Here is a 25516-nt window from a genome sequence, read left to right as displayed (position 1 = left end):
GGTACCTTCCTTATGTTTTAATTTTGTAATCCAATGTTTGTGGTCTCGACCGTCCGAATATCCCATAACTTCTCAATTTGGTTAATCAGGGTGCTGATCGGGCGATCGCTGTCGACGATGATTTCAATACTGGCAATTTTACTTTCTTGATTTTGCGTCGCCGTCACCTGCTTGATGATAAAACCGCGGTGACGGATCACGCGTAACACGCGCTCTAGTAATACTGGCTTATCATCGGCTTTGATGTCGAGTAAATATCTGTCCATTATGTGTTCTCCAGCATATCTTGGTTGGCAGCGCCGGGCGGAACTAAGGGCCAGACGTTCTCTTCTTCACTGATCAGCACGTGCAGCAGGTACGGGGTGTCACTGGCCAGCATTTCCCGCAGGGCCTGCTCGACCTCTGCTTTGCGGGTGATGGTTTTGCCGGGGATCCCGAATGCGTTGGCAAGCATGACAAAGTCCGGGTTGTCGTCGAGGATGGTTTCGCTGTGGCGGCCGTCGAAGAACAGTGATTGCCATTGGCGGACCATACCCAGGCGCTGGTTGTTGATCAGCACCATCTTGACCGGGATTTGCTTGCGCTTCAGCGTCCCCAGCTCCTGGACGTTCATCATGAACGAGCCGTCGCCCGAGATCAGCACTGACTCATCCGCCGGGCGGGCCAGCTTGGCGCCCATCGCCGCCGGCAGGCCGAAGCCCATGGTGCCGAGCCCAGCCGAGGTGATGTAGTTCTGCGGCGCCCGCGGTTGAATGTGCTGGGCGGCCCACATCTGGTGCTGGCCGACATCGGTCGACACCATGGTGCTGTCCGGCATCATGTCCGACAGTTGCTTGAGCAGCAGCGGGGCATAGATCAGTTCACCCGGATGGTCGTAGCACCATTTGAACTCCGTGCGCAGCTGCTGGCAGTGGGCCAGCCAGGGAGCGATATCACCGGCCAGCTCGAGTTGCGGCAGGATGGTGTTGATATCGCCACGCAGTGCGGCGTGGGCATGGCGCAGTTTGTTGAACTCGGCAGCATCGATATCCAGGTGGATCACTTTGGCATGGGGGGCGAAGGTCTCCAGCTTGCCGGTGACCCGATCATCAAACCGGGCGCCGACGACGATCAGCAGGTCGGCTTCCTGGACCACCAGGTTGGCTGCCTTGGTGCCGTGCATCCCCAGCATCCCCAGATAATGCGGGTGATGGCGATCAATGGTCCCCAGCCCTTTGAGGGTACTGACGGCCGGCATCGGGTTCATAGCCAGGAAGGTGCGCACTGTGTGGGTCGCGTGTGCCAGCTGGACGCCGCCGCCGACATACAGCACCGGGCGCTGGCTCTCGGCCAGCAGCGCCTGGGCCTGTTGCAGGGCTTGCGGCTCGGCCACCGGCATGGCGGGCGGCGTGAACTCGGGCAGGTCGGTGACCGGCGCTTGGGCCAGTTGAACATCTTTGGCGATATCGACGATGACCGGGCCGGGACGACCGGTTTTGGCCACTTCAAACGCTTCGGCAAGGGTGGGGGCCAGTTCGTTGATATCGGTGATCAAATAGCTGTGCTTGGTACAAGACAGCGACATCCCGATCACGTCCATTTCCTGAAAGGCGTCAGTACCGATATGGCTGCTGGCCACCTGTCCGGTGATAGCCACTAGCGGGACAGAATCGAGAAAGGCATCGGCCAGACCGGTCACTAAGTTGGTGGCGCCGGGACCGGAAGTGGCCATGCAGACGGCGACATCCTGGGTGGCCCGGGCCATCCCGATGGCGGCCATGGCGGCACCCTGCTCGTGGCGGCAAAGGACATGTTCGACTGCACTGCCGTACAGCGCGTCATAGATCGGCATAATCGCCCCGCCCGGATACCCGAAGACGGTCGATATTCCTTGTTGCTGTAGCGCGCTGACTACTAATTCTGCTCCTGTCATTTCAGCTCCTCATATATCCTGCGAGTTGCTGAAACGGCTCCCAATGGCCTGTTCAGCATGATTTGACTTCCAAGTGTTAAAAAAAAGCCCCCGGACCGGTTGGTGCGGGGGCTTTTTGCGTGTGTTGTGTTTGTTGCTATTTTACGCCTGCCAGCCCCTCTCGCGGTGTAATAATCACCACGATAATGTTGAGAATGAGTACGAGGATGTTGGCGTTTAATGGCATTGACTGTCTGTCCAGTTTTATTGTTCATTTGTTGTGCGTCTTTAGTGGTAACACAGACATGACTCGCATGACAAGAAAAAACTTCAGATTGTTTTTCATCCTGCCTGCATAAATAGGCTACGTTGAGCCCAGTCTTGCATGAATTTCAGCCAGAGACAGGTCGGTATGGCCACTCGGCTCCAGGGTAGGTAAGGATGACGTTAGCCATAGTTCACAGCCGCGCCAGTGTGGGTGTCGGTGCCCCACCGGTGACGGTGGAAGTGCATATCAGTAACGGGATGCCGGCGCTGACCCTGGTCGGGTTGCCGGAAACCACGGTGAAAGAAGCACGGGATCGGGTGCGAAGTGCCATTGTGAATGCCAACTTTGAGTTCCCTTCCCGGCGCATTACGGTGAATCTGGCGCCAGCCGATCTGCCCAAGGAAGGCGGCCGGTTTGATCTGCCGATTGCGCTGGGGATTTTGGCCGCTTCCGGGCAAATTCCGACACAAAGCCTGCAAGATTATGAATTTTTGGGTGAGTTGGCGCTCTCCGGCCAACTCCGGCCGGTCAAGGGCGCACTGCCGGCAGCCCTGGCGGCCAAGCGGGCCGGACGCTGTCTGGTGGTGCCGGATCGCAACGGCGATCAGGTCGCGCTGGTGGGTCGCGACTGCCATAAATCGGCGCCGGATTTGCTGGCGGTGTGCGGTCAGCTATGCGGTCAACAACAGCTGAGTCTGTCGGTACGCCAGGCCTCACCGCCGGAAGACAACACGCCCGTTTCCGGGCGGGATATGCAGGATATTATCGGCCAGCAACAGGGCAAACGGGCGCTGGAAATTGCCGCAGCAGGCGGGCATAACCTGCTGTTTCTTGGCCCGCCCGGCACCGGGAAAACCATGCTGGCCTCGCGGCTGTGCGATCTGCTGCCGGCGATGAGTATTGAGGAGGCGCTGGAGACGGCTGCGGTGACCTCGCTCACCCGGCAGGCCTTGCATGAGGGTAACTGGCGCCGTCGCCCTTTTCGCACCCCGCACCATTCGAGCTCGATGGCGGCTCTGGTCGGTGGTGGCTCGGTGCCGCGACCGGGGGAGATCTCCCTGGCCCATAACGGGATATTGTTTCTCGACGAAATGCCGGAGTTTGAGCGTAAGGTGCTCGACTCGCTGCGCGAGCCGCTGGAGTCGGGGGAGATAGTGATCTCCCGCGCCACCAGCAAAACCCGCTTCCCGGCCCGCTTTCAGCTGGTGGGTGCGCTGAACCCCAGTCCGACCGGCTACTATGAAGGCAATCAGGCGCGGACCAACCCGCAGGCGATTTTGCGCTATCTGGGCAAACTGTCCGGGCCTTTACTGGACCGGTTCGACATGTCGATTGAGATCCCCGCCCTGCCCCGCGGCACATTAGCGGAAGGCGGTGATCGCGGCGATCCGACGGCGGTGATCCGCGAGCGGGTGTTCCGGGCGCGCGCGGCGATGGTGGATCGCGCCGGGAAAGTTAACGCGCTGCTCTCGACCCGGGAGCTGGAGCATCACTGCGCCCTGGCGCGGGTTGATGCCGATTTTCTCGAAACCGCGCTGCACCAGCTCGGTCTGTCGATCCGCGCGTATCACCGCATCATCAAGGTGGCTCGGACGATCGCCGATCTGGCGGGATGTGCCCAGATTGAACGGGCCCACCTGGCCGAAGCACTGGGCTACCGGGCCATGGATCGGCTGATGAAGCAACTGACGTCTCAGGCGATGTAGGCGTTGCGATAACAAAAAAGGGCCCTACGGCCCTTTTGTCGTTGAGATGGCAACGGGTTTACTTTTTCAGCAGGAAATTGACCAGCTCGAAGTACTCTTCGGTGGAGGCAATTTTGCCGGTTTGCACCAGGTACTTGTTGTTGACGATCAGCGCCGGAACACCGGTCAGGCCGCTGTCCTGGAAGCCTTTGTCAAAACGGTTGACCATAGAGTTCACGGCAAAGCTGTTGAAGGCGCCGTCGAACGCTTCGGCTTTGACGCCTTCATCGATGAAGATCTGACGCAATTCCTGATCGTTGCGCGGCGGCTTGTTCATGCTGTGAATGCGGCCGAACAGCACCGGGATCATTTTGTCCTCGACACCCAGCACTACAGACGTCGCGTACGCTTTGCTCATGGATTTACCCATCGCACCGCCCATGAAAGAGACGTGGCTTTTTTGTAGTTTGGCGTTGTCCGGCAGGGTTTTCTTCATCGCCTGGATCACCGGTTCAAACCGGTTACAGTGCGGGCAGTAAAACGAGAAAAACTCCGTCACGATCGGGGTGCTGGATTTTGGCAGATCCAGGACTTTGTAGTAATCCCCTTCAGTGAACTTGGCGGCCTGAACCGAGAATGACAGCATGGCAGCAGTCGCCAGTGCAAATAGCTTTTTAAACATGTTACGAGATTCTCCCTGAGAAAATTGAATAACCTGCACGGTCATTCGGTTGAGGTTATGACAATATCACCACTGCGGCATCAATTGCAGGGGCGGTTCATTGAGTGCGGCCAGTTGCTCCTTGAATGCCAGGACCTGCCCTTCCCAGTATTTACCGTCGGCAAACCAGGGGAAAGCCCGTGGAAAAGCCGGGTCCTGCCAGCGTTTGGCCAGCCAGGCCATGTAGTAGACCATTCTAAGACCGCGTAATGGCTCAATAAGTTGCAATTCTTTCGGGTTGAAGTCGGCAAATTCGCTATAGGCTTCGAGCAGGGTATCGAGTTGGGCCAGCTGCTCGTTGCGCTCGCCGCTCAGCAGCATCCACAAATCCTGTACGGCCGGGCCGTTGCGGGCATCATCGAGATCGACAAACAGCGGGCCGTCGCGCCAGAGAATATTGCCCGGGTGACAGTCGCCGTGCAGGCGCAGGGGCTGCCAGTCGGTATGCCAGCGCTGGGACAGCGCGTCGATGAGCCGATCGAGATCGGCAAAGAAAGCGGCTTTCAGGTGGTCCGGAATGAACAGGCTGTTTTCCAGCAGTGTTCTGGGCTGTTCCAGGTATTCCGTCAAACTGATGGTCGGACGGTGCCGGAAAGGCTGGCGCTGACCCACCTGGTGGATGCGTCCGAGAAACCGGCCGACCCATTCTAAATGGTCATAGTTATCGACCTCGAACTGGCGGCCGCCCAGGCTGGGAAACAGGGCAAAGCGGTGCCCCTGGTAGTGGTGCAGGCTTTGGCCATCATGGAGGATTGGGGCGGCGACCGGAATTTCCTGCACAGCCAGCTCATGGGCAAAATCATGCTCTTCCTGGATCTGCGCGTCACTCCAGCGGTGCGGACGGTAAAACTTGGTGACGTAGCGGGCCCCGTCTTCGGCACTGAACTGGTAGACCCGGTTTTCGTAGCTGTTGAGCGGCAGGAGGCCGGATTCGGCACGTACCCCGACACTGTCGAGGGCATCGAGCAGCAAGTCGGGGGTCAGATCAGAAAAACTAAAACCATCTTGTTGTGTCATTTGAACATTCCGAGCCTGTGTTTGGCTTGTCAGTATAACACTTTCATAAAAAAGGGCCGTTTCCGGCCCTGATTTTATGTGTGACGGCTTCAAGCGTTAGCGCAAGTCACCGATAAACCGGCTTTCGGTGCTCAGCTCCAGCGTTTCGTCCCCGGCCTCTTTTTCCATTACGAAAGTAATGTTGGCAATTGGCTCTTTCAGTAAGTACGGGTCGACGCCCAGGCTGACCGGCAGGGTGTAAATTTCCCCGGCGGCGACAGTGACCTGTTGCTGACCGTACCATTCGATTTCTTCCAGTCCTTCGACACGCAGGTTAAATACCGCCGGCTGTTGGGTTTTATTGAGCAGCTTCAGGGTATAGGTGTTTTCAACCAGCCCTTCAGCATTGACTTTGAACAACTGGTTGCGGTCACGGATCACATCCAGCCCCATCGGCTGGATGGTGGTCATCAGGTAGAAGAACAGGCCGATCATCACCACCATCACTGCACCGTAGCCCAGCAGTTTCGGCCGCATGACATGGGTCTTGTGGCCTGCCAGTTTATGCTCGGTGGTGTAGCTGATCAGCCCGCGCTCATACCCCATGCGATCCATGGTTTGGTCACAGGCATCGACGCAGGCACCACAGTTAATACACTCATATTGCAGGCCGTCGCGGATGTCGATCCCGGTCGGACACACCTGCACACAGAGGTTACAGTCGATACAGTCACCCAGGCCCAGCTCTTTCGGGTCTTTCTTGCGCGAACGCGGCCCGCGGGCCTCACCACGTTGGACGTCGTAGCCGACAATGTAGGTATCTTTGTCGAACATGGCAGACTGGAAGCGGGCGTACGGACACATGTGAATACACATGATTGAGCGCATCCAGCCGGCGTTGGCATAGGTACAGCCGGCAAAGAACAGGACCCAGAAACCGGCCAAGAAGCTGGCATTGAAGGTGAAGAAGTCAACAAACAATGCCTTGATCGGCAGGAAGTAGCCGACAAACGTCAGGCCGGTGACCAGTGCCACGGCGAACCAGGCGATGTGCTTGGCAGTTTTTCTGGCCAGCAGGTTGCCGGTCAGTTTCATACTGTCTTGCGTGCGCCGCTTGTTCGCTGGCCCTTCAAGCTTTTCTTCAAACCAGATATAGATGAACGTCCAGACCGTTTGGGGGCAGAGATAGCCGCACCAGACCCGGCCCAAAAAGGTGGTGATGAAGAAGAGCGCAAAGGCCGCAATCATGAGCAGGCTGGCCAGCAGGGTCAGATCCTGGGGCCAGAGGGTGGTCCCGAAGAAATTGAACTGCTGACGACCGATATCGAGCAGAATGGCCTGGCGATCACCGTACGGGATCCAGGGCAGGCCCATAAACAGGAGCATCAGCAACCAGCCCGTGTTGCGGCGCAGTTTCTGGTAAACCCCATACACAGCCCGGACATAAATGCGGTTGCTGGGATTGAAGCGATCAGAGGTTCCTTTGTGGGTTTTGGGATTGAACTCTTGCGGTGTTACATCCTTTATCTTGATTCTTTCATGGCTCATGACATTACTTTCCTTGGGTGACCCCATTTATAACTATAGCAAGGGCTTACGGTTCGGTACGTTGCCTGACCGCTCATCTTTTTATATGCACAAATACTGCGTTGATTATATTACAGACGTATTTTCCATAACTCTAACAAGGTCATAGTTTGGCGAACAGATACAGATCAGGAGTTGACAGGGTAGAACAGATGACGCCGGCAGATGGTGCCGGCGTCAGGGGGGGATCGGCGGATTGCCGCGGGATTATTTGAGGATCCCGCGGGCGCGCAGAATAGCGGTTTTGAAGTCCGGCTCGCAATCTTTGGCGATCCCCGGGATCATGGCATCGGGCGCATGCTCGCGCATTTTCAGATGATAGATCAGTACATCATCGGTCAGCTCGGCCAGTTTCCCCTGGTATTTGGCTTCTTCGGCCAGCTGAAGGAGAAATTCGACCAGGTTGAGGTCCGGCGATTTTTGCCAGGCAGGATGCAAGAGTTCGATTAGTTCGTTGACGCGGTGGGTTTTCATGGCGGCTCCCTGGGTTCGGCGGACAAGACGGCCTGAATAGGCCTGGTTTTTATCCGGGTAAATTACCCCAAACCGAGTAGGGTTACAAATGTCAGATCAGACGGTGACCGTGGCAAGACGGTCACCGTCGGCCATCAGGCCGCTTGTCCTTCGTGTACCGGACGGGTTGGCTGCGGGCTGTTCGGCTCACCGGTTGCCGGTGTTAAGGTCAGCAGGGTCGCGGTGGCTTGGGGTTTGGCCTTGCAGCGTGCGGCGTGCGCGGTTGCACGCAAGCGTGCCGGGCTGCGGGGGGCCATTCTGGCAAAAGTTGTTGAGCGCATGGTTCACCTGTCGTGAGGCGGCGCATCCGTGGCCAAATCAATCAAGTCACTGCCGCCGTTATCGCTGGCGAAACCTATCCTGTGCGGCAGTGCGGGTATTTTTCGGCGGCGAATATATCAGCAACCAAATATGAAGTCGAGCGAATATTTGTGGTGGCTTCTAGTGCGGTCTGCGGGGAATAACAGCAAGAAACTGTTAGCCTTATCGGCATCTGTGAAGATAAACCGTTTCTCACTGTGTGCTTTGTGGTCTAATGCCTCTAGCTGGCAACTATTATAAAAATAGCCTGGGAGGGAAAATGGAACGGGATCAGCAACGGTTAGTGACCAACCGGAACCTATCTTACAAACTGGCCGAGTCGATTGGCCAGCGGATACTGCGTGGAGAAACCGTACCGGGAGATATTCTGCCGGGCGAAGTTGAATTGGGCGAAATGTATGGCGTTAGTCGTACTGCTGTGCGTGAAGCCATTAAGATGCTTGCCGCCAAAGGCATGGTCTTGCCCCGCCCCCGTATCGGGACCCGGGTCCTGCCCAAGCGTAACTGGAACTATCTGGATCAGGACTTACTGGTCTGGCTCAGTTGTGAACAGCATCATGAACTGGTCGAAGAATTCCAGCAGGTTCGCATGACGCTGGAGCCACAGGCCGCGGCACTGACGGCGGTCAATGCCAGCGAGGCGGATCGGGCGGAGCTGAAAGCCCTGATGGAGGCGATGTATCAACTGGGCGATAATTTCGATCAGGAGCAATGGATTGATGTCGATACCCGTTTCCATCAGCTGATCTATTTTGCTTCGGGGAATCACTTTATCAGTCCGTTCGGGAACCTGTTCAAAGCGGTGTTTGAAAGTTATTTCCGGATCATCACCCGCGATCGGGTGCTGAAGCTGGATATTCATCAGCGGATTGTGGATGGGATCCTGGCGCGGGATCCGGACGCTGCCCGCCAGGCCACCATTGATTTGCTGAAATAATTTCCCAGAATTTCGAGACGGAGCCCAGGCTCCGTTTTTCTTTTTCATTTCCCCGCGGCGCTTGCTTGCGGCTGACCCCAATTCTTTGCACACTATATTCGTTGCATATCTGAGTCAACGGATTGAGGAGGGGGGATGTCTTTGTTACGGAAAAGCCTGGCCAGTCTCGGGATTGGTGCGGCCAAAGTGGATGCGGTCTTACAGCGTGATGTGCTGATCCCGGGGGAAACCCTGCCGATCACCGTGGTTGTTCAGGGCGGCAAGGCAGCCCAGAAGGTAGAGCGTATCCAGCTCTACCTGTGTTGCCAGTATCTGGCAGATGTCGAAACGGAGGATGAGTCATCCGAGCCGGAAACCATCCGCCAGACCTGTACGCTGGCCCACTGGTCGCTGGCGGAACCCTTTACCGTGGCCGCCGGGGATACCCGGCAATTCGAGGTGGCGCTGACGCTGCCGTACAACACCCCCATTACCATCGGCGATGCCAAAGTCTGGCTCGAAACCCACCTCGATATTCCGCTGGCTCTGGATCCGAAAGATCGTGACCGGCTGACGGTGCGTCCGGATCCGCTGATGGACGGTGTGTTCACCGCGCTGGAGCAGGCGGGGTTGCGGATCCGCCAGGTGGAGTGCGAGGCTGCGCAAGGCTTTCCCCTGCCCTTCGTGCAGGAGTTTGAACTGGTGCCGGTTGCCGGGCCGTTCCATGGCCGGTGGCGGGAGCTGGAAATTGTGGCCTATCGCCATGACACTGAACTGGCGCTCTGGTTTGAAATCGATCGCCGTCATCATGGCCTGCGGGGAATGCTGGCCGGATTGCTCGGGCAGCAGGGCGAGCTGGCACGGCATTGTGTGATCCCGGCGGATACCCCACCGTCGCAGGCGGGCAAGTGGGTGCTGGCTTATCTGGATCAGCACACCTGAGAGTGAATTATTTATTTCAGCTTACACCTGTAAGCTAAAGTGTGCCATACTGCGAATCAGTTGAGTTAATACTCTCATGAGGAGCCGTATAGATGGCAAAGCAATTGGCAGCAACCTCCGGGTATTCGGTGGCCGAAGAAGTGGCGAACAGCATCAGCCACGGCCTGGGGATGATTTTCGGGATTGTCGGCCTGGTTTTACTGTTAAACCAGGCCATTGATGCCGGTGCGGACGGGTTGAGTATTACCAGCCTGAGTATTTACGGCAGCAGTATGATCCTGCTGTATCTGGCCTCTACCCTCTATCATGCGATCCCGTCTGAGCGCGCCAAGCGGGCCCTGAAAACCTTCGATCACTGCGCGATCTATTTGCTGATCGCCGGGACCTACACGCCTTTCTTGCTGATCTCACTCCGCACCCCGCTGGCGATCACGCTGATGGCGGTGATCTGGAGTATCGCCCTTGTTGGCATTGTGCTGAAAATTGCCTTTGTGTACCGGTTTAAGCGCTTGTCCCTGATCACGTATCTGGTGATGGGGTGGCTGGCCCTGGTCGCGGTTTATCCGCTGGCTTTATCCTTATCGACCGGGGGACTGGTCTTGCTGGGTGCCGGCGGGCTGGTCTATTCGCTGGGGGTGATTTTCTATGTCTGGGACCGGGTGCCGTTCAATCATGCCATCTGGCACCTGTTCGTGCTCGGCGGTACTGTGTGCCATTTTTGCTCGATCTATTTCTATGTGGAGCCGATTTAGCCGAAATCGGTGAATCCCCTGATCAGCCCCGGGACTGGCAGCCAGCGTCGAGGCTGATCAGGTGTTGCACCCGTCAAGGGTTCGCGTTCTGAATTAGTTCCGCCAGAAGGCCGGGAAGAAGACCACCAGGACGGTCAGGATCTCCAGCCGGCCCATCAACATCCCGAAACTTAAAACCCATTTGGCCAGATCCGGCAGGGAAGCAAAGTTCCCGGTCGGCCCGATCACCTCGCCCATCCCCGGCCCGACATTGGCGACGGCGGTCATGGCCCCGGTGATACTGGTCACCGGATCCAATCCCAGGCCGCCTAAGATGGCCGCGACCACGATGATGGTGAGAATAAAGGTCAGGGCAAAGGCCACTACCGAGCGCACGATATTGTCGGTCACCGGGCGGCCGTTGTAGCGCTGGACGAAAATACCCGACGGGTGGATCAGCTGCATCATCTGCTTGCGCAGCAGCGCCAGCGCGACCTGGAAACGGAAGATTTTGGCCCCGCCGGCGGTGGAGCCGGAGCAACCGCCGGCCAGCATCATAAAGGCAAACACGATGGTCGGAAACGGTCCCCAGGCTGAGAAATCGGACAGCCCGAAGCCGGTGGTGGTGACCACCGAGACGATATTAAACAGTGCCACCCGAAACGCGTCGCTGAACGTATAGTCCTGCTGCCAGGTCAGCCAGCAGGCGACAGCCAGCCCGGCTGACAGCACCAGCAGGGTAAAGCCGCGGACCTGGGCATCTTTGAGTAGCGCGGTGACTTTTTTCTTGCGCAATGCCTGCACAAACAGCAAAAACGGCAGGCCCCCGGCAAACATGAACACGATCGCCACCCAGTGGGCCTGGTTGGAGAAGTGGTTCATCGAGCCGTCGGACGTGGAATAGCCGCCGGTCGACAGGGTGGTAAATGCGTGGTTGATGGCATCAAAGGAATTCATCCCGGCCAACAGGTAACCGATAAAGCACAGTCCGGTCAGGATCAGGTAGACGTTGACGATATTCTTCGCCACGTTTTTGGTCCGCGGTGAGCTTTTATCCGACCAGTCGGAAGACTCGGTCTGGAACAGCCGCATCCCGCCCACGTTCAGCATTGGCAGGATGGCAACGCCCATCACGATAAAGCCGATCCCGCCCAGCCATTGCAGGGTCGAGCGCCACAGTAGAATGCTCGGGGCCATTTCGTCCAACCCGCTGAGGACCGTAGAGCCGGTGGTGGTGATCCCCGACATGGTCTCGAAGTAGGCATCGGTAAAGCTGATGTGGTTAATCAACACAAACGGCAAGGCGGCGAAGGCGCTGGCGATGGTCCACACCAGGGTGGTGATCAGGAACATGTCCCGCACCCCGAGTTTGAACTCCTCAGTCCGGCCGAGCGTCAGGCAGAGAAATGCCACCAGGTGGGTGATCAGCACCGCAGTGGCAAAGTCGATAAAACCCCCGGTGCCGGTAAAAAAGGCCAGCAGCGTGGGTACGTACATGAACAGGGCGATCTTGGAAAGGACCAGCCCGATCACAAATAAAATGGGACGGTAGTTCACCATAGCAGTTACAGGAAGAACGGGCTTGGTTGGAACAGGCGTTCAACGTCAGGGATATACTTCTTGTCGACCAGGAACATCACCACGTGATCGTCTTGCTCGATCACGGTGCGGTCATGGGCGATCAACACTTCATCCCCGCGCACGACGGCGCCGATGGTGGTGCCCGGCGGCAGTTTGATCTCCCCGATTGCCCGCCCGACCACTTTCGAGGTGCTGGCATCACCATGGGCAATGGCTTCAATCGCCTCGGCCGCGCCACGGCGCAGCGAGGAAACGTTGACAATGTCGGCCTTGCGCACGTGGGTCAGCAGGGCTGAAATGGTGGCCTGCTGCGGCGAGATCGCAATATCGATGGTGCCGCCCTGAACCAGGTCGACATAGGCACCACGTTGGATCAGCACCATGACTTTCTTGGCGCCCATCCGTTTGGCCAGCATGGCTGACATGATATTGGCTTCATCATCATTGGTGACGGCGACAAATACATCGATTTGCTCGATGTGCTCTTCGCTCAGCAGTTCCTGATCGGAAGCATCGCCGCAAAACACAATGGTATTTTCCAGCATTTCGGACAGGCTCTCAGCCCGCTCCGGGTTGCGTTCGATCAGTTTGACGCTGTAGCTCTGCTCCAGGCGACGGGCCAGACCGGCGCCGATGTTCCCCCCGCCGACAATCATCAGCCGCTTGTACGGTTTCTCCAGCCGTTGCAGCTCACTCATCACCGAGCGGATATGGTTGCTGGCCGCGACGAAGAAGACTTCGTCATCGGCTTCAATAATGGTGGTACCCTGCGGCCGGATTGGCCGTCCCTGACGGAAAATCGCCGCGACCCGGGTATCAATGTGCGGCATGTGTTCGCGCAGCGCCGACAGAGCATTGCCGACCAGCGGACCGCCGTAATAGGCTTTGACGGCCACCAGGCCGACTTTGTCTTCGGCGAACCCGACCACCTGCAGCGCCCCCGGGTACTCAATCAGTCGCTCAATGTAGCCGGTCACCAGCTCTTCCGGCGCGATCAGGTGATCGACCGGTACCGCGTCGGACTGGAACAGGTGTTCTTTCTCTTTGAGATATTCCGGTGAACGGATCCGCGCCACCCGGTTCGGGGTGTTAAACAGGGTAAATGCAATCTGACAGGCGATCATGTTGGTTTCGTCGGAGTTCGTGACGGCCACCAACATATCGGCATCCTGGGCACCGGCTTCGCGCAGCGTGCGGGGATGGCTGGCAAAGCCTTGGACCACCCGCAAATCATACTTGTCCTGCAGCTCGCGCAGCCGCTCCGGATCTTTATCGACAATGGTGATGTCGTTATTCTCGCCCACCAGGTTTTCGGCCAGTGTGCCGCCGACCTGACCGGCACCGAGGATGATAATCTTCATAGCATCTCTGTTTACGGTTCGTTCTGCTTTAGGTTACTACGCCCAGCGCAAGTGACCTTGAGGTAAATCCTTGTTTTGACAGATTCAGGACATTCTATGGTGATTTTCGGATCACTGCGTAGTAAAACCCGTCCATCTCGTCTTCCCCTGGCAGGATCTGGCGTCCCGGCTGTTGCGGGTCGCTGTCGATTAGCGTGGCATCGGCTGTGCGGGCTACAAAAGCCGTAACTTGATCGCAGTTTTCCTGCGGCGTGATTGAGCAGGTGGCGTACACCAGGGTCCCGCCCGGTTTGAGCTGTTGCCACATGGCATCGACGATTTCAGCCTGGAGCTGCGCCAGTGCTGCAATGTCATCGGCGCGGCGCAGCCATTTGATGTCCGGATGGCGACGGATCACCCCGGTGGCCGAGCACGGCGCATCCAGCAGAATGCGGTCGAACTGTGCTCCCTGCCACCACTGCGACGGGTAACGGGCATCGGCACACAGGGTCTGGGCCTGAAGGTTCAATCGCTGCAGATTCTCGTGTACCCGGGCCAAACGCGTGTCGTCACAGTCAATGGCGACTACGTCACACGCGGGCTCGCGCTCCAGGATATGGGCCGTTTTGCCCCCCGGTGCGGCGCAGCAGTCGAGGATCAGCTCACCGGCCTGTGGCTGGAGGTATTCCACTGCCAACTGGGCGGCTGCATCCTGAACCGACACCCAGCCTTCGGCAAAGCCAGGCAGCTTGCTGACATCGCATGGGCTGAGCAGGCGCAGGGCATCCGGCGCTTGCGGGTGGATCGCACTCTCAATGCCGGCGTCATTCAGCAGCGCCTGATAGGCGTCGCGGCTGTGGTGACGGCGGTTCACACGCAGCCACATTGGCGCCTTGGTATTGTTCGCGGTCAGGATGCCTTCATATTGTTCCGGGTAGCTGGTCTGGATCAGTTTGAGTAACCAGCCCGGATGGCCGTAGCGACCGGCATCATGGCTTTGGGCCTGCTCATCCAGACTGGCCTGCTGGCGCTGGTAATTGCGCAGCACGGCATTGATCAAACCGCGGAGTTGCGGTTTTTTCAGGTTCTTGGTGGCATTGACGGTTTCGGCCACGGCGGCATGGGCGGGAATACGCATGTAGCCGAGCTGGTACAGGCCGACCAGGATCAGGTGGTGAAACACCCGTTGCTTGCCTTTGAGCGGCTTTTCCATCAGTTGCTGGGTGATGGCTTCTAATTTCGGCAGCCAGCGCAGGACGCCATAGCAGATTTCCTGCAACAGGGCCTGATCGCGCTCTCTGATGTGTTGCTGGGCGGCAGGCAGGGCCGAGGACAGGGACTGGCCTTGATCGACAACCTGATAAATCACCTCGGCTGCTGCGGCTCTTACGTTCATTTGGTATTCCTGAGTTAGTTCTGCGGGCGCTTCGGCAGGCATTGCGGCACCGGCAGTTGAATTATTCGTTTCCGGGGCAGAAAAGAAAAGCCAGTGCAGACACTGGCTTGATGATTACAGTACGGTGCCGGCGGCAAACCAGTCCCGGCGCGAATTGAGCAGATCCTGCGCGGGCATGGCTTTCTTACCCGGCGGTTGCAGCTCCAGCAGACGCAGGGCGCCGTTGCCGGTCGCGACCAGGATCCCGTGTTTGTCAGCTGCCAAAATGGTGCCCGGCGCCTGGCCTTGGTTGTCGGTTTCGACTGCGGCGCGCCAGACTTTCACGTTCTGCTCGGCGACGGTGAAGTAGCTCATCGGCCATGGATTAAAGGCGCGAATGCAGCGCTCAATGGCTGCGGCGTCCATCGTCCAGTCAATTTGGGCTTCTTCTTTGCTGAGTTTCTTGGCGTAATTGGCCAGCGCGTCATCCTGCTTCACCGGTACGGCGGTGCCGTCGGCAATCTCGTTGATGCACTCAACCAGGGCGACTGGCCCCAGTTCAGCCAGTTTGTCATACATGGTGGCGCTGGTATCGGTGGCTTCAATCGGCGTGGTGGCAATTTTCAGCATATCGCCGGTATCTAAACCGATATCCATCTGCATGATGGTGACGCCGGTTTCAGCATCACCGGCCCAGATGGAGCGTTGGATCGGTGCTGCGCCCCGCCAGCGCGGCAGAATGGAGCCATGTACATTAATACAGCCCAGACGCGGGGTATCGAGCACTTTTTGCGGCAACAGATGGCTGTAGGCCACCACGACCATGAGATCGGCATCAAGCGCGGCCAGTTCTTGCTTGGCTTCATCGGATTTAAAGTTTTCCGGCTGATAAACCGGAATGTCGTGTGCCTGCGCCAGTTGTTTCACCGGGCTGGCGGTGATTTTTTTCCCGCGGCCGGCCGGTTTGTCGGGCGGTGTATAGACGGCAATCACGTCATGGTCTGAAGACAACAACGCCGCCAGGTGACGGGCGGCGAAATCAGGCGTACCTGCAAAAACAATGCGTAACGGCTTGCTCAAGGTCAACTTCCTTACAATCTGGGGTTAGGCTGGGTTGGTGTGCTTTTCGTTAAAGCGTTTGATTTTCGCCAGTTTATCCTGAATACGCTTGCGTTTCAGCGGGGACAGGTAGTCGACGAACAATTTGCCTTGCAGGTGATCCAGCTCGTGCTGAACACAGATGGCCAGCAGATCATCGGCTTCGAAGGTGTATGCTTCACCGTCGCGGTTCAGGGCTTTGACGGTAACGGCCGCAGCACGCGGCACCAGGGCACGGGCGCCCGGAACCGACAGACAGCCTTCTTCAATCCCATCTTCACCGTGTTTTTCGATGATTTCCGGGTTGATCAGTACCATAGGCTGATTGCGCTCTTCAGAGATATCGATCACCACGATGCGTTGGTGGATATCAACCTGAGTGGCGGCAAGGCCAATACCTTCCTCGTCGTACATGGTCTCGAGCATGTCATCGACAATTTTTTGGATCTCAGGGGTCACCGCTTCGACGGGTTTGGCCACCGTCCGCAGACGCTCATCAGGGAATGTTAATACTTGCAATACAGACATAGGTACTCGTACAAATGGATAGTGCTAAAAACGATTATCGCTTATTTGCTCTAATTCTAGTCATTTTAAAGATCAAATAACAGCACCGCAGACCAATTGCGTCCCGGTCTGCGGCGGCGCTGGCAAGCTGAGCTGACATCCCTGCCCGGTTGCCGCGAACTTGCCGTCGGCAAAACATTAATCTGCCGGTGAGGATGCAACGGCCGGAATGGGGAGTGATGTGAGCCGAAAAACATGGGCGGGCCGGTTTGACGCCATAGACACGTCCTGAGCCGGATGCCAACCTGTGGTGATTAATGGTCGGAGCATTCAGGGAGAAATGAGCATGTGGCGATGGGTGGCGGGGTGCGTTTGTGTGTGGGGAATGGCGATCAACAGCCTGCATGCGGCACCCTTGACGGTGAAAACGGAGAGCCCGTCGGTATATACCGTCCAGAAAGGGGACACCTTGTGGGATATTTCGGAGCATTTTCTCGAGAGCCCCTGGCGTTGGCCGGAATTGTGGCAGGCCAACGATTATATCAAGAACCCTCACTTGATTTATCCCGGTGATCAGCTGCACCTGATCTGGCGCGACGGCCGGCCGCAGTTACAGCTGAAAAGAACCGTGAAACTCTCGCCGCGTGTCCGGGTGGAGCGCACGCCGATCCTGACGTTACCGGCGCAGCTGTTGCTCCCTTATGTAGAAGACCATCGCTTGCTGACGGCTGCAGATGTCTCGCGTCTGCCCCGGGTGATGGGCGACAGCCAGCGGCAGCAATTTATTACCCCGGGAGCCGCCATCTGGGTGGATGAACCGCTGAGTCCGCAACGGCAATGGGGCGTTTATCGCCCGGATGGGAGCTTTACCCGCACCCTGGCCAGCGGCGAGACGGTTGAAGTGGTGGCCCTGAAAGCGATTGCCGAGGTGTCGGTGGTCGGTCAGGCGGACGATCGCAGTCAGATTGCGATCACGACTTTGTTGCAGGAAGTTCGCCAGAATGATGTTCTGCTCCCCTCGCCTGCTCCTGTTCGTGAGTCAGCCCTGCGTTTTGTTCCCTCTGCGCCGCCGCACGGATTACACGCCCAAGTGTTGGGGGGACTGACCAACCAACAGCAGTATCTGGCTACGGCTATGGTGGTGGTGCTGGACCGGGGGCATCTGGATGGGACCCGGGCCGGCCAGGTGTTTCAGATCCATCGCCCGGCGGTGCCGATCCGGGGTGAGAGCGGCGACTATCGTTACGGTTCAGTGGCGCAGCACACATCCGCCACAGGGCTTGCCGGCCCGGTGGTCGGGGATGTGATGGTGATCCGCCCTTATGAGCATTTCAGTCTGGCAGTGATCACCCGGGCCGCAGCCCCGTTTGAACCGGGCCTGGCGGCGCGCCCGCCAGAGGTGTCCAGCGGGCCTGGAAAGGGAGCATCATGAGCGAGGACGATCTGGTCGCGTGGCTGACCTTGGCTGCGGTGCCTTATCTAGGGGGGCACCGGATCCATCAGTTACTGCCCTATGCCTCGCCCCGGCAACTGTGCCGGATGTCGGCTGAAGAGTTAAATGGCATCGGCTTGAAGCCGCGCCAAGTTGAGGCATTGCTTCGGCCGAATGCGCGCCGTCTTGAGCGCTGCTTGCAATGGGCGCAGGCAGCGCATCAAACCATTATCCCCCTTGATTCGCCTGATTATCCGCCGCTGCTCAGGGAAATCGCCTCGGCGCCGCCGCTCTTGTTTGTGCGTGGCGATCCCCGGTGGCTGCATCAGCCCCAGATTGCCGTGGTCGGCAGCCGTTCTGCCAGCATTGACGGGCGCGAATCGGCCTATGCGTTCGCAGCCGCGCTGGCGGCCGCGGACTATGTCGTGACCAGTGGATTGGCATTAGGCGTCGATGGCCAGGCCCATGCCGGCGCGCTGCGTCATGGTGGTGGGACTGTGGCCGTGTTGGGCTCGGGGCTGGAGCGGCTCTACCCGGCCCGTCACCGGGAGTTGGCGGGGCAAATTGTCGAACAAGGGGCGTTGGTTTCTGAGTTCTGGCCGGATGAAGCGCCCCGGCCGCAAAACTTTCCCCGCCGCAACCGAGTGATCAGTGGCCTGTCCGTTGGCGTATTAGTGATCGAAGCGGCAGAAAAAAGCGGATCGCTGATCACAGCGCGCTATGCCCTTGAACAAGGACGCGAAGTGTTTGCCCTCCCCGGTTCGATCCATGTACCCGGTAGTCGTGGATGTAATGCATTGATCAAATCCGGTGCTAAATTGGTAGAAAGTCCGGTCGATATTTTTGAGGAGATTGGGAGTCTAACCGAGTGTGTAAAAAGTAAGCAGTTAGACATGCCGTTACCACAACCTGAAAATGAAGAATTGCCATTTTCATCGGTGTTGGCTAACGTAGGCAATGAAGCAACACCCGTAGATGTAGTTGCTGAACGCTGTCAACAACCCGTGCATGAAGTCATGACGCAATTGCTGGAACTGGAATTGCGAGGGGTTGTTGCCACAGTGCCCGGTGGCTATATCAGAACGAGGAGGGGCTAGTTATGATGGATATCCTAATGTACCTGTTTGAGACCTATATCCACAGCGATGTGGAATTGCTGGTCGATCAGGACGAGCTATCGGATGAGCTGCAACGTGCCGGCTTCCATCAGGAAGATATCTATAAAGCTCTGACATGGTTAGAGAAACTGGCTGCATTGCAAGACACCGAACATACACCGTACATGAACAATAGTGCGGTGACCTCAATGCGCATCTATACCGCCCAGGAGATGGCGCGGCTGGATACCGCCTGTCGCGGCTTCCTGACCTATCTGGAGCAGATCCACGTTCTGAGTGCCGACACGCGTGAAATGGTGATCGACCGGGTGATGGAGCTGGAGACCACGGAATTTACCCTCGACGATTTGAAATGGATTATTTTGATGGTGCTGTTCAATGCGCCGGGTAATGAAAGTGCCTACAGTCAGATGGAAGAGCTTCTGTACGGCGTGGAAGACGGGTATATTCACTGATTGCCTGGGCAGATGTGAACAGAAGGTATGGCTGGAAAAATTGACGAGCAACTGTTTTCGGCTCGGGGGCATGCACTAGAGCAGCACTGTTCGCAGTGCGGTGCTGAACTGGTGATGCGCAACAGTAAACGAGGACCTTTTCTAGGTTGTGCGGCGTATCCCGCCTGTGATTTCATTAAACCGCTGCATCACAATGACGGCCATGTAGTGAAGTACCTGGGCAAAGCCTGTCCGGATTGTGGCGAGGAGCTACTGCTTCGCCAGGGTCGCTATGGGATGTTTATTGGCTGTTCCGGCTATCCGGCGTGTCATCACATTGAGTCACCGGAGCGCAAAGCCGAGGATACCCAACTGACCTGCCCGGAATGCGGACAGGGACATTTGCTCGAGCGTAAGTCTCGCTATGGCAAAACGTTTTACGCGTGCGATCAGTATCCGGGATGTCGTTTTGCCGTGAATGCCAAGCCGGTTGCCGGCCACTGCCAGCAATGCGGGTTTGGTTTGTTGATCGAGAAAAAACTGGCCGGTGGCAGCAAGCTGCAGTGCGCCGATCGTAAATGTCACGCTTATCAGGACGTCTAAAGCGCGCCCTGCCCGGGTTCTGAGCCCTGATGTCATCATCCGTCTTTGAAGCAACAAAAAGCCAGCAATCGCTGGCTTTTTTGGTAATTGGGGGATGCGGGACCGAGGCTATATCCGCACGACCGGAAATGCATCCGGATCCAAATGTGCCGCCAGCTCATCCAGGGCGGTTTTTAAATCGCACGCAGGGCTGGCACAGACATTGATGTGCCCCATTTTCCGGCCGGCGCGTTTTTCTTTGCCGTACCAGTGAACATGGCAGTGCGGCAGACCTAAGATCGCGTTATCCAGCGTATCCTCGCCGAGAATATTGACCATGGCTGTCGGACGCAGCAAAGCGGTGCTCCCCAGAGGCAGACCGCAGACGGCGCGCAGATGGTTTTCAAACTGGCAGGTCTCAGCGCCCTGTTGGGTCCAGTGACCGGAGTTGTGGACGCGCGGCGCAATTTCGTTCACTAACAGCGTCCCGTTGACTTCGAAGAATTCAATTGCCAGCACACCGACATAATCGAGCGTTTCTGCCAGTGCCTTGAACATCGCTTCCGCATCGGCTTGCAGCGCTGACGAATCGGATTGGGCGACCGACAGGCTGAGGACGCCGTTGCTGTGGGTATTTTCGGTCAGCGGGTAAATGGCGAGACTACCGTCCTGCCCGCGTGCGCCGATGATCGATACTTCCCGATCAAACGGGATGAAGGCTTCGGCGACGATCGCCTGCTCTGGCGCGGCTTGCAGGAATAGCTCCAGCTCCGCCCAGATCGCTTCTTTGGCGTCGGCAGACTTGAGTCGCCACTGCCCTTTACCGTCATAGCCGCCCAGGGCACTTTTCAGCACCATCGGCAGGCCGACGGTGTCAATCGCATGTTCAAAGTCATCCCGGTTGGTAATGATGTGATAGGTTGCGTTGGCCACCCCGGCCCGATCCAGCAGGCGCTTTTCCAGACGGCGATCGCCCCCGGCTTTAATGGCTTCCGCCGTCGGGCGGAATTTGCCGCTGGCTTCACAGAGCGCCAGAATGTCATGCGGGATATGCTCGAACTCCGCGGTGATCACATGGGCGTAGGTGATTGCCGTATTGAGCCCTTTCATCATCAGCTGTTGGGTCAGCGGGTGCACCACATGCCCGGTGCCGACATCGTAAGCCAGGACCTCAATATTCAGGGGGGCTCCGGCCAGCGCCATCATTCTGGCCAGTTGGCCGGCGCCCAGCACTAAGACCTTCATGATGCGTCCTCGGCCGGGTTCGGGTTGCTTAACACCTGATCGGTTTGCTCTTGACGGAATGCATCGACGGCAGCCATCACGGTGCTGTCCTGGGTGCCGATGATTTGGGCGGCCAGCAAACCGGCATTGGCTGCACCGGCATCCCCAATGGCCAAAGTACCGACGGCAACGCCTTTCGGCATCTGGACGATCGACAGGAGTGAATCTATGCCCTTCAGCGCCCGTGACTGGACCGGAACACCTAGGACCGGCACACTGGTAAATGCAGCGGTCATGCCGGGCAGGTGGGCAGCACCGCCGGCACCGGCAATGATCACTTTAATGCCGCGCTCATGGGCCGTTTCTGCATATTCAGCCAGCAAATGCGGAGTCCGGTGGGCCGAAACCACCTTGGTCTCATACGGTACGTTGAAGCGTTCCAACATTTCAGCAGCGTGCTGCATGGTTGGCCAGTCTGACTTTGAGCCCATGATAATCCCGACTTTCATCCCGATCTCCTTTGGGTTAGCTAATTGAAGGCAACGAAGGCTTGGCGCGCATTATACGGTGATTTTTTGTGAAGGAAAACGTTTGCGTTAGGGTTTGTCTCAGGTTTTGTTAAGGGATATTGCGGAACATGGCCTTGTCAGGCCGGAGTGGGTAAAATACCCGCAACAAAGTTGAAACGGGCATCCAACCGGTGCCGGAACGAGGGTGATGTGGATAATTTGACGCAAGTGCTGGCTGCGCTGCAGCAAGGGGATGTGGTGGCCTACCCGACTGAGGCGGTGTTTGGCGTGGGCTGTGATCCGGATAATGAGCAAGCGGTTAATAAGCTACTGGCGCTCAAACAGCGTCCGATCGAAAAGGGGCTGATCCTGATCGCCGCTAATTACGCGCAGCTGGCGCCTTATGTGGATGACAGCCAGTTGAGCGACGCGCAGAAGCAGCGGATTTTCGATACCTGGCCCGGGCCGGTGACTTGGGTAATGCCGACCAAACCGGGCGTCCCGGCCTTTTTGACCGGCCAGTTTGACACCATTGCAGTTCGCGTGACGGATCATCCGTTGGTGCAGCAGTTATGCCGCCAGTTTGGCAAGCCGCTCACCTCGACCAGTGCCAACCTGACCGGTCAGGCGCCGGGACGGAGTGCCGAAGAAGTCAAACAACAGCTGGGTCAGTATCTACCGGCTATTTTACAAGGGGAAACCGGCGGACGTGACAATCCGTCTGAGATCCGAGATGCCCGGACAGGGAAAGTTTTTCGCCAAGGATAATCAATGATGCAAGATGTGAGTAAGCAAGCCGTAAAAACGTTTTTGTTAGACCTTCAGGACCGGATTTGTCAGGCGCTTGAGCAGCAAGATGGCGGGGCAACCTTTGAGCAGGATGCCTGGGAGCGAGAGCAAGGCGGCGGTGGTCGCAGTCGGGTTTTGCGCCAGGGGCTGGTGTTCGAGCAGGCCGGGGTGAACTTCTCTCATGTCTATGGCACCGAAATGCCGGGATCCGCAACCGCGCATCGTCCGGAGTTGGCGGGACGCAGTTTTGAAGCCATGGGGGTGTCGCTGGTCATTCACCCGAACAACCCTTATGTGCCGACTTCCCATGCGAATGTCCGTTTTTTTATCGCCGAGAAAGAAGGCGAAGATCCGGTGTGGTGGTTTGGCGGTGGTTTCGACCTGACCCCGTTTTACCCCTTCGAGGAAGACTGCCAGCATTGGCATGATACGGCCAAGGCGTTATGCCAGCCTTTCGGGGATGAGGTGTATGCCGAGCACAAAGCCTGGTGTGATCGCTATTTCTTCCTGCCGCATCGCAATGAAACCCGCGGCGTGGGCGGGCTGTTCTTTGACGATCTGAACCAATGGGGCTTCGAGAAGAGCTTTGCCTACATGCAGGCGGTCGGGAACGGGTATCTGGATGCGTATCTGCCGATTGTGGCGAACCGCAAAGACATCGAGTACGGCGAGCGGGAGCGTCAGTTCCAGCTTTATCGCCGTGGCCGCTATGTGGAGTTCAACCTTGTTTACGATCGTGGCACCTTGTTTGGCCTGCAAAGTGGCGGTCGGACTGAGTCGATCCTGATGTCGATGCCGCCTCTGGTGCGTTGGGAATATGGATTTGAGCCGGAGCCTGGCTCACCGGAGGCTGTGCTGGATGAGCGCTACCTTCAACCCCGCGATTGGTAACCGCTAAAAACGGTTTGTTCCAGTGGAAAGGCAATGATAGGGTCAGTGATTCACTGACCCTTTTTGTTTTCAGCGCATGGATTTCTTGCAAATGGATAAGTACGTTGTGTTCGGCAATCCGATTGCCCAGAGTAAATCACCTCTCATTCATACCCTGTTTGCGCGTCAGACGGCACAGAAGATGAGTTATGAAGCCAGGCTGGCCCCGTTGGATGGATTTGTCGCGGCATTGGATACTTTTTTTGCAGAAGGCGGACGCGGCTGTAATGTGACGGTGCCGTTTAAAGAGCAGGCCTTTGACTATGTCGATCAGCTGACCGAACGGGCGCGTCTGGCCGGTGCTGTGAATACCCTCAAAAAATTAGATGATGGGCTGGTACTCGGAGACAACACCGACGGTGAAGGGTTAGTACAGGATTTGCTGCAGCATCAGGTCGCATTGAAAGGGAAACGGGTCTTGTTGGTCGGGGCGGGTGGCGCAGCACGGGGCGTGGTTTTGCCGCTGCTGGCGCAGCAACCGTCATCGATCAAGATTGCCAACCGAACCCTGGCGAAAGCCGAGGCGTTGGTCGATGCCTTTGCCGCGCATGGCCCGGTCGACGCCATCGCGCTGGATAAACTGGCCGGCGAGCAATATGACGTGATCATTAATTCCACCTCGGCCAGCCTGAGCGGTCAGTTGCCGGGGATCCCGGAAAGCCTGATCCAGCCGATGACGGTGTGTTACGACATGGTCTACGGGTGCGAACCCACCGCATTTAATCAATGGGCGCAGCAGTTGGGTGCAAAAGTCGTGCTTGACGGGCTGGGGATGCTGGTCGGCCAGGCAGCTGAGAGTTTTATGGTATGGCGTGGTCTTCGTCCGGGCGCGAAGCAAGTCCAGCGGGAGCTGCGTCGTTTAATGCAGGAATAATCATGAACCAAGATATTTTATTTGCCGATATTCAGCACTGGGACCGTGAAAAGCAAGCAGTGAGCTTTCCGGCGCAGCAGGCCGGCGCGTTAATTACGTGCTGGGTCAGTCTGGCCTGGTTGCAACAACAGGAAGCGCAAACCTTCAGCAGTGAAGCGGAGATCCTGGCGGCGTTTGCTGCTAGCCGCTACGATCTGGAAGAGCTGGCAGAAGCTTTAATCGAAGATGAAGCCTTTAATGCTGACGGGGATATTGAGATCGGCTGAGGGTTAGCCCTCAGCCAGATAGTCGTTTTTCAGCCTTACATAGTTGTCGGCGGATGCAGGAAGAAAGGCCCGCTCTTGCTCGGTCAGTGGCCGGGCTTGTTTGGCCGGGTTGCCGATATAGAGGTAACCGCTTTGCAGTCGCTTGCCCGGGGGCACCAGGCACCCTGCCCCGATAATGACGTCATCTTCGACGACGACACCATCCAGAATAATGGCGCCCATCCCAACCAAGACCCGATCGCCTATCTGGCAGCCATGCAACATCGCCTTGTGGCCAATTGTCACATCTTGACCAATAATTAGGGGATGGCCGTCAGGGTTGCTTGGGCTTTTGCGCGTCACATGCAAAACGCTGCCATCCTGAACGTTGGTTCGGGCGCCGATACGAATGGTATTGACGTCACCGCGGGCGGCAACCAGCGGCCAGATACTCGAATCTTCTGCGAGGTGAATGTCACCGACCAGAACTGCTGTGTCATTCACATAGGTCGTTGATGAAAGCGAGGGATAAATCCCTTTATAAGGGCGAAGTGCGTTTTGCATGAAAGGAAAACCCTGAAATTGACAGTTTACTCGGTCAGAATAGCTTGCTGATGGCGTAATTAACATCGGAAAATGCCAGGTTTGGGTGATAATTGTACGTTTGAGCTCAAATGACAAAATTATTTCAATTTAGCCCTTGCGTATGTGATCGAACGCTCTATAATGCGACCTCACTGACACGGAGCACGGCGAGATAAGCCAGCGACGTGAAAGAAAAGTTCTTTAACAATTTGACCATGCAATCTGTGTGGGCACTCGTGAAATGATAGTCAAAAGATTTATCAGTGAGCTGAGTGACCAAATTGATACTTCGGTATCAGCACAGTCAATTTATTTTTGCTTC

Annotated in this window: 27 protein-coding genes; 12 read left to right on the top strand and 15 right to left on the bottom strand. The window is 57.1% G+C overall.

The window, feature by feature from the left end:
- Nucleotides 1-17 precede the first annotated feature (17 nt).
- Both ilvM and ilvG read right to left on the bottom strand, forming a co-directional pair.
- Nucleotides 18-266: an acetolactate synthase 2 small subunit gene (gene ilvM / locus NH461_RS16405; protein WP_261601325.1), complete on the bottom strand. Its 249-nt coding sequence runs from the start codon at nt 264-266 to the stop codon at nt 18-20.
- The gene (ilvG, locus tag NH461_RS16400) at nt 266-1912 is read right to left on the bottom strand and encodes an acetolactate synthase 2 catalytic subunit (protein WP_261601324.1); all 1647 of its coding nucleotides are present in this window, start codon (nt 1910-1912) and stop codon (nt 266-268) included. Before ilvG ends, ilvM begins: the two co-directional genes overlap by 1 nt.
- 420 nt (nt 1913-2332) lie before the next feature.
- On the opposite strand from ilvG, the gene NH461_RS16395 reads away from it, so the two are divergent.
- The gene (locus tag NH461_RS16395) at nt 2333-3865 is read left to right on the top strand and encodes a YifB family Mg chelatase-like AAA ATPase (RefSeq protein WP_261601323.1); all 1533 of its coding nucleotides are present in this window, start codon (nt 2333-2335) and stop codon (nt 3863-3865) included.
- Between the two features lie 58 nt (nt 3866-3923).
- On the opposite strand, the gene NH461_RS16390 is transcribed toward NH461_RS16395, so the two are convergent.
- From NH461_RS16390 to NH461_RS16370, 5 genes are all read right to left on the bottom strand, one after another.
- Complete coding sequence (locus NH461_RS16390; RefSeq protein ID WP_261601322.1) at nt 3924-4526, bottom strand: DsbA family protein; 603 nt, start codon at nt 4524-4526, stop codon at nt 3924-3926.
- Between the two features lie 66 nt (nt 4527-4592).
- Nucleotides 4593-5582 (bottom strand): serine/threonine protein kinase, encoded by a 990-nt coding sequence (locus NH461_RS16385; protein WP_261601321.1) that lies wholly within the window; start codon nt 5580-5582, stop codon nt 4593-4595.
- A 96-nt stretch (nt 5583-5678) separates the two neighbouring features.
- Nucleotides 5679-7109 (bottom strand): cytochrome c oxidase accessory protein CcoG, encoded by a 1431-nt coding sequence (gene ccoG, locus NH461_RS16380; RefSeq protein ID WP_261601320.1) that lies wholly within the window; start codon nt 7107-7109, stop codon nt 5679-5681.
- Nucleotides 7110-7355: 246 nt separating this feature from the next.
- Nucleotides 7356-7622 (bottom strand): YihD family protein, encoded by a 267-nt coding sequence (locus tag NH461_RS16375; RefSeq protein WP_261601319.1) that lies wholly within the window; start codon nt 7620-7622, stop codon nt 7356-7358.
- 134 nt (nt 7623-7756) lie between these two features.
- Nucleotides 7757-7942 (bottom strand): hypothetical protein, encoded by a 186-nt coding sequence (locus tag NH461_RS16370; protein ID WP_261601318.1) that lies wholly within the window; start codon nt 7940-7942, stop codon nt 7757-7759.
- 299 nt (nt 7943-8241) lie between these two features.
- Here NH461_RS16370 and NH461_RS16365 point away from each other — a divergent pair, with 299 nt between their 5' ends.
- From NH461_RS16365 to trhA, 3 genes are all read left to right on the top strand, one after another.
- The gene (locus NH461_RS16365) at nt 8242-8919 is read left to right on the top strand and encodes a FadR/GntR family transcriptional regulator (protein WP_261601317.1); all 678 of its coding nucleotides are present in this window, start codon (nt 8242-8244) and stop codon (nt 8917-8919) included.
- A 135-nt stretch (nt 8920-9054) separates the two neighbouring features.
- A complete protein-coding gene (locus NH461_RS16360) occupies nt 9055-9840 on the top strand; it encodes a sporulation protein (protein ID WP_261601316.1) in 786 nt (261 codons plus the stop codon).
- Nucleotides 9841-9932: 92 nt separating this feature from the next.
- On the top strand, nt 9933-10592 hold the full coding sequence (gene trhA, locus NH461_RS16355; RefSeq protein ID WP_261601315.1) for a PAQR family membrane homeostasis protein TrhA: 660 nt from the start codon (nt 9933-9935) through the stop codon (nt 10590-10592).
- 93 nt (nt 10593-10685) lie between these two features.
- On the opposite strand, the gene NH461_RS16350 is transcribed toward trhA, so the two are convergent.
- The 5 genes from NH461_RS16350 to def all read right to left on the bottom strand — a co-directional run bounded on the left by NH461_RS16350 (nt 10686) and on the right by def (nt 16493).
- Complete coding sequence (locus NH461_RS16350; protein ID WP_261601314.1) at nt 10686-12131, bottom strand: TrkH family potassium uptake protein; 1446 nt, start codon at nt 12129-12131, stop codon at nt 10686-10688.
- 5 nt (nt 12132-12136) lie between these two features.
- A complete protein-coding gene (gene trkA / locus NH461_RS16345) occupies nt 12137-13513 on the bottom strand; it encodes a Trk system potassium transporter TrkA (RefSeq protein WP_261601313.1) in 1377 nt (458 codons plus the stop codon).
- A 94-nt stretch (nt 13514-13607) separates the two neighbouring features.
- On the bottom strand, nt 13608-14888 hold the full coding sequence (gene rsmB / locus NH461_RS16340; RefSeq protein WP_261601312.1) for a 16S rRNA (cytosine(967)-C(5))-methyltransferase RsmB: 1281 nt from the start codon (nt 14886-14888) through the stop codon (nt 13608-13610).
- A gap of 114 nt (nt 14889-15002) precedes the next feature.
- Entirely contained in the window at nt 15003-15947 is a 945-nt protein-coding gene (fmt, locus tag NH461_RS16335; RefSeq protein WP_261601311.1) for a methionyl-tRNA formyltransferase, read from the bottom strand.
- Between the two features lie 24 nt (nt 15948-15971).
- Nucleotides 15972-16493, bottom strand: coding sequence for a peptide deformylase (gene def, locus NH461_RS16330; protein WP_261601310.1), 522 nt, complete (start codon nt 16491-16493; stop codon nt 15972-15974).
- 325 nt (nt 16494-16818) lie between these two features.
- On the opposite strand from def, the gene NH461_RS16325 reads away from it, so the two are divergent.
- From NH461_RS16325 to NH461_RS16310, 4 genes are read left to right on the top strand one after another with little or no spacing between them, the layout of a single operon-like run.
- The gene (locus NH461_RS16325) at nt 16819-17904 is read left to right on the top strand and encodes a LysM peptidoglycan-binding domain-containing protein (RefSeq protein ID WP_261601309.1); all 1086 of its coding nucleotides are present in this window, start codon (nt 16819-16821) and stop codon (nt 17902-17904) included.
- Complete coding sequence (gene dprA, locus NH461_RS16320) at nt 17901-19001, top strand: DNA-processing protein DprA (protein WP_261601308.1); 1101 nt, start codon at nt 17901-17903, stop codon at nt 18999-19001. The genes NH461_RS16325 and dprA overlap by 4 nt, the downstream gene beginning before the upstream one ends.
- 2 nt (nt 19002-19003) lie before the next feature.
- Nucleotides 19004-19477 carry a DUF494 family protein gene (locus NH461_RS16315; RefSeq protein ID WP_261601307.1) on the top strand — a complete coding sequence of 158 codons (474 nt, stop codon included), beginning with the start codon at nt 19004-19006 and terminating at the stop codon, nt 19475-19477.
- 27 nt (nt 19478-19504) lie between these two features.
- The gene (locus NH461_RS16310) at nt 19505-20059 is read left to right on the top strand and encodes a type I DNA topoisomerase (protein ID WP_261601306.1); all 555 of its coding nucleotides are present in this window, start codon (nt 19505-19507) and stop codon (nt 20057-20059) included.
- Between the two features lie 108 nt (nt 20060-20167).
- Here NH461_RS16310 and NH461_RS16305 read toward each other — a convergent pair whose 3' ends face one another.
- Both NH461_RS16305 and purE read right to left on the bottom strand, forming a co-directional pair.
- Nucleotides 20168-21283 carry a 5-(carboxyamino)imidazole ribonucleotide synthase gene (locus NH461_RS16305; RefSeq protein WP_261601305.1) on the bottom strand — a complete coding sequence of 372 codons (1116 nt, stop codon included), beginning with the start codon at nt 21281-21283 and terminating at the stop codon, nt 20168-20170.
- Entirely contained in the window at nt 21280-21771 is a 492-nt protein-coding gene (gene purE / locus NH461_RS16300) for a 5-(carboxyamino)imidazole ribonucleotide mutase (RefSeq protein ID WP_261601304.1), read from the bottom strand. Before purE ends, NH461_RS16305 begins: the two co-directional genes overlap by 4 nt.
- Before the next feature lie 210 nt (nt 21772-21981).
- Between purE and tsaC the strand changes: the two genes are divergently transcribed.
- The 4 genes from tsaC (at nt 21982) to NH461_RS16280 (ending at nt 24630) form a co-directional block, all read left to right on the top strand.
- Nucleotides 21982-22539 (top strand): L-threonylcarbamoyladenylate synthase type 1 TsaC, encoded by a 558-nt coding sequence (gene tsaC / locus NH461_RS16295; RefSeq protein WP_261601303.1) that lies wholly within the window; start codon nt 21982-21984, stop codon nt 22537-22539.
- Between the two features lie 6 nt (nt 22540-22545).
- Nucleotides 22546-23451, top strand: a complete 906-nt coding sequence (gene hemF / locus NH461_RS16290) for an oxygen-dependent coproporphyrinogen oxidase (protein WP_261602934.1) — start codon at nt 22546-22548, stop codon at nt 23449-23451.
- A gap of 91 nt (nt 23452-23542) precedes the next feature.
- Nucleotides 23543-24364, top strand: a complete 822-nt coding sequence (gene aroE / locus NH461_RS16285) for a shikimate dehydrogenase (protein WP_261601302.1) — start codon at nt 23543-23545, stop codon at nt 24362-24364.
- Between the two features lie 2 nt (nt 24365-24366).
- Complete coding sequence (locus tag NH461_RS16280; RefSeq protein WP_261601301.1) at nt 24367-24630, top strand: DUF1488 domain-containing protein; 264 nt, start codon at nt 24367-24369, stop codon at nt 24628-24630.
- Nucleotides 24631-24633: 3 nt separating this feature from the next.
- On the opposite strand, the gene NH461_RS16275 is transcribed toward NH461_RS16280, so the two are convergent.
- Nucleotides 24634-25173 carry a gamma carbonic anhydrase family protein gene (locus tag NH461_RS16275; protein WP_261601300.1) on the bottom strand — a complete coding sequence of 180 codons (540 nt, stop codon included), beginning with the start codon at nt 25171-25173 and terminating at the stop codon, nt 24634-24636.
- Nucleotides 25174-25516: the final 343 nt, after the last annotated feature.

Origin of the sequence: Photobacterium sp. TY1-4 (genome assembly GCF_025398175.1) — a bacterium.
Taxonomy (GTDB): domain Bacteria; phylum Pseudomonadota; class Gammaproteobacteria; order Enterobacterales; family Vibrionaceae; genus Photobacterium.
This window is presented reverse-complemented; position numbering and strand designations above follow the sequence as displayed.